Origin of the sequence: Phocaeicola sp., from assembly GCF_048170425.1 — a bacterium.
Classification (GTDB): Bacteria; Bacteroidota; Bacteroidia; order Bacteroidales; family Bacteroidaceae; genus Phocaeicola.
Genome location: NZ_DBEXBB010000099.1, coordinates 1 through 4,469, shown reverse-complemented (window position 1 = coordinate 4,469; position 4,469 = coordinate 1). Strand labels below are relative to the sequence as shown.

General features: G+C 42.6%; 3 protein-coding genes. All 3 read right to left on the bottom strand.

The window, feature by feature from the left end:
* Positions 1-184 precede the first annotated feature (184 nt).
* The gene (locus ACMJ0U_RS04145; RefSeq protein WP_417128372.1) at positions 185-2,404 is read right to left on the bottom strand and encodes a TonB-dependent receptor; all 2,220 of its coding nucleotides are present in this window, start codon (positions 2,402-2,404) and stop codon (positions 185-187) included.
* 76 nt (positions 2,405-2,480) lie between these two features.
* The gene (locus tag ACMJ0U_RS04140; protein WP_417128371.1) at positions 2,481-3,053 is read right to left on the bottom strand and encodes a helix-turn-helix domain-containing protein; all 573 of its coding nucleotides are present in this window, start codon (positions 3,051-3,053) and stop codon (positions 2,481-2,483) included.
* A gap of 64 nt (positions 3,054-3,117) precedes the next feature.
* Entirely contained in the window at positions 3,118-4,308 is a 1,191-nt protein-coding gene (locus ACMJ0U_RS04135; protein ID WP_417128370.1) for a multidrug effflux MFS transporter, read from the bottom strand.
* Positions 4,309-4,469: the final 161 nt, after the last annotated feature.

Below are 4,469 nucleotides of genomic sequence, written 5' to 3'. Positions count from 1 at the left end.
ACATTTTCAATCCGCTTTTGACACTTTTCACAAGTCATAGAAACCAGGTAAGTTACTTCTGACTTTTCTTTTTCACATACTGTCATATTTTTTGCTGAAACTGAAAGACTCAGCATCATTAGCACAAACAGTACAGTCAATTTAGTTTTCATTGTTTCCTGTATTTTTAAGTAAGACATTATAATTACAATTTAGAAATCTGATAACGAATTCCAGCATAAAGTTTATAACCCATCGTAGGTCCCCACACCATTGTAGCATCAAAATCAGGCCCGTAAGGATTATCCGCAGATATGATTGGAGAATTCTGCTTATAGTTGGTCAGGTTTTCCCCGCCTATATAAATATGCCATCTGCGAAAACGACGGGTTATTTGTGCACTCAACTGAGCAAATGACGGGAAAGAGTTTCCCCACAACGGACGAGCCGTATCCGGAACAGGCATACGCCCTCCACCATTAAATTGTACTGTAGCATCAAACTGCCATTTTTTCAACGAAGTTTCATAAGAAGTTGTAACCAGAGCCTTGTAACGGCTCGTTAAAGGTTTTCTCATATTCCCTCCTTCATAAGTACACTTCACATTCATCCATCGATAAGCTCCCAATAATGTAAAACCTCGGAACAAAGGATAACTAGCGTCAATCTGAAACACACTGGAAGTGGAACTGCCCTTGAGATTATAAAAATAAACTCCATGTACATCCTGATCCAAATCGACCACAACCTGGTTGTTAAAATCCGTATAATACCATTCTGCATTTATTGCCAACGCTTCTTCTTTCACTGGTATATGAAAGGATGCACTTATACCGTAATTCCAAGCTTCTTCCTGTTTTAAATCTTCCGAGATATGAAATACACGGTTACTTGCCAGCAAATAGCTGTTCTCTGGAAGCACAAAAGTGGTACGATACCCCTTCCCGGCAGAAGCACGCAAACTTAACCAAGAACTTACCTCATATTTTGCATGTAAACGAGGCGTAACGAACAAACGATGCAAAGAACTATAATCAGCACGCAGCCCAGCCATCAGCATAAAATTGCTAACAGGCTTCCAAGTATATTCCACATATCCTCCACCTACACTCTCAACAATCTCATGCCACTGAGGAGAATAATTCTCAACGACATTGCCACTTTGTACGTATCGATCCCAATTATAATTTAAACCTGTTGCCAGCTTATGTCTGTCACTCCATTCACTTTCATACAAAAACGAGGCATAGACATTCGATTCATACACATTATATATCTTATCGGCATAATTCGAACGCTGATCATGGTAAGAACCTGATACGATAAGGGCCACGCTCTCATTCCGCTCCGGATTCAAGATTAAGCCATTCTTCGAAAACCATTCTACACGATGAGCTTCATTATGAATGCGATAAGGTAACGGAGCCTCTGCAACTTGTAAAGTATGTGCTGTCTGCCCGCTGGTCCTATTGTCAGTCAAAACCTTCACTCCAGACTGAGACACAAAACGAGAAGTCTGGTAATGCCAACGATTCATCAGACTAAACGACTGCATTTGAGGCATATCCAGAAATGTATCCTTGTTCTTATCATGCGACTGCTCCTCATTGTAATAATTCACGAAAAGAGCCGTAGATAAATAATCATTCAATTCAAGAGCACCTACAACATTTCCTTCATACCGTCCGGTGCTACTGGCAAACAGATTCACCAGCAAAGGATCTGCCACCTTAGGTTTCTTATATTCCACATCAATCTGCCCGGTTACCGACTCAAAACCATTTTTCACCGAAGCAGCCCCCTTTGACACCTGTATACTCTGCATCCAAGGCCCCGGGATGTAATCCAGTCCATAAGCAGATGCCACTCCACGCAAGTTGGGAAAATTCTCGGTAAGCATCTGTACATATGTTCCAGACAATCCGAGCAACTGAATTTGCTTGGCTCCTGTCACGGCATCACTGTAGGCCACGTCGACCGAAGGATTTGTCACAAAACTTTCTGAAAGATTACAACAAGCGGCCCGTGTCAAAGCATGTGAGGTAACACTTTCTGTATTAAGCACACTCCTCCGGTTCTTGACAGTACCTATACCACCTGCTGTAACTATTACTTCTTTTAATTCCGTACTAGGCTCCATGACCAGAATCTGCACATCATCCGGGCGTTCCATTTCATGGATTAGAGTAAGAAAACCTACATAGGCGGCTCTCAATAGTTTTACATTTTCCGGAAGTACTAATTCAAAATACCCCTCCTCATCAGTTACCGCAGTATGTTTCTCCTCATCATACACATAGGCTCCAGGCAAAGGAACTCCTTCCTTGTCCATCACATATCCTTTAACGGTTCTCTCCAAGGCAGTGGCATTCAAAGTTACGCATCCTACCCAGTTCCAGAGCATACATAAAATTATGGCCTTCATTCACTATTCTTTCTTGGTTTCAAGGCAAAAATAGGAAAAGACACGCGCCTTGCTGTTACATTATTATGGATATAATTTATATCTCATCCAACGGCTTCAATTTATGTTCTTTCATTTGCCGGAACCGACTCGGCGAAAGCCCCGTCAACGATTTGAATTGGGCACTTAAATGAGCCACACTTGAATAATGCAGTTTATCAGCTATCTCACTCACAGTCAGCTCACCATAAAAAAGCAGCTCCTTGACCCGTTCTACTTTTTGCTGAATGCAATATTTCTCTATACTGAGTCCTTGCATTTCACTAAACAGCTTACTAAGAAAGCTGTATTCCCGATGACACTTCTGCTGCAAATAATCCGAAAGATTCATCTTATCTTGCAATTCAGGCTGGCGGACATACTCAATCACACCCACACGAATCTGTTCCACGATTTGCATCCGTTTATCATCAAGTATTTCAAAACCATAATGCTCAAGCCGCACTTGAATCTCCTTCAACTTCTCAGAAGAAAGGGGATGCGACAAAACAACTGTTCCCAACTCTACCTCTAAAGGAGAAATGCCCTTTTCTCGAAATATGTCCGTCACAGTAAGAATACAACGACGACAAACCATGTTCTTAATATAAATGCAATTTCTTTCAGCCATTGGTGTACATTCAAATTATCGGAGCAAAGATAATAATAATACTTACCTGGCAAAAGCTGCAAAATTATTTCCGATAATATTGTGCCAATGAAAAAGCGCGTCGGAGTGCCATGCGAGTGCAAACGAACGCACATACAGAACCAATAAAAAACAAGATTCCGGTAGAGACCATAATATTGCCCAGCCCCACAAGCGGAGATACCACACCGCCAAAGGCAAACCCCAATGCCCCCAGCAAGGCCGATGCCATACCCGCATTCGCCCGTTCACTATCCATCGCCAAGGTATTGGATGCGGTAAAAGTGAGTCCTAACATGGAAAGCAACGCCAGAAGCAACACTTCATAAATCCAGAAACTGCAACCGGCACACAATGCCACACACAGAAAGAAAGAAGCGATTACCATTCCGGCACTTCCCCTATATAAGGCTTGTTCCGGATGGGCAAATCTGACAGCTGAAGTAGCAGAAATGACAATAGCTATGGCATTGGCTCCAAAACAGATACTGAACATCAAAGGCGAAAAGCCATAATGCTGCTGCATAATAAAAGGAGAGGAAGCGATATTGGCGAACAACACTCCCTGGGCAAAACCAAACTGAAGGATATAACATACATACCGGCGATTGTGAATGACGGTAAGAAAGCTCTTATACACATCTGCCCAACGTGTATTCTGGCGACATGCAGCCGGCAAGGACTCTACAAAATACAAACTTCCGACCAGCAACAAAACACCTAACCCGAACAATACCCAGAAAATACCGTGCCAGCCTACACTTTCGGCCATTCCTCCTCCGGCCACAGGTGCCGCCACCGGAGCTACTCCATTGATAGCTCCAATAACAGCCAGCATCTTTGCCAGTTCCCTGCCGGAATATTTATCGGTTGCGACAGAACGTGAAATCACAATCCCTCCGGCACCGGCTATTCCCTGCACCACTCTCCAGCCCACAAACTGCATGATGTTCCGGGAATAGAGACACCCCAACGTAGCTAAAAGAAACAGACACATGGCCACAATCAAAAGAAGCCGGCGACCATACTTGTCACTCAGCGGACCAAAGAACAATTGCCCGACAGCCAATCCTATCATGCTGGCCGTCAATCCTAACTGCACTTGTGAGGAAGTGGTATGAAAATAGTCAGTCATGGCAGGCAGGGTAGGCAGATACATATCGGTCACAAACGGACCAAATGCGGTTAATATACCTAAGAATACGAGAATAAATAATTGAGAATTGCTTCTTGTCATAATGTCCTTTTTTAAAAGCGCTGCAAAATTAGACATTATGACGAAGTTTTCACCTTCCTTTTACCGCACAAAACTTTTCAAAATCAGAAATAAACAATCTTTTTTTCGAAGGAAAACCGTATTTTTGTTTCATAAAATTATTTTCACATGGATATTTCCTT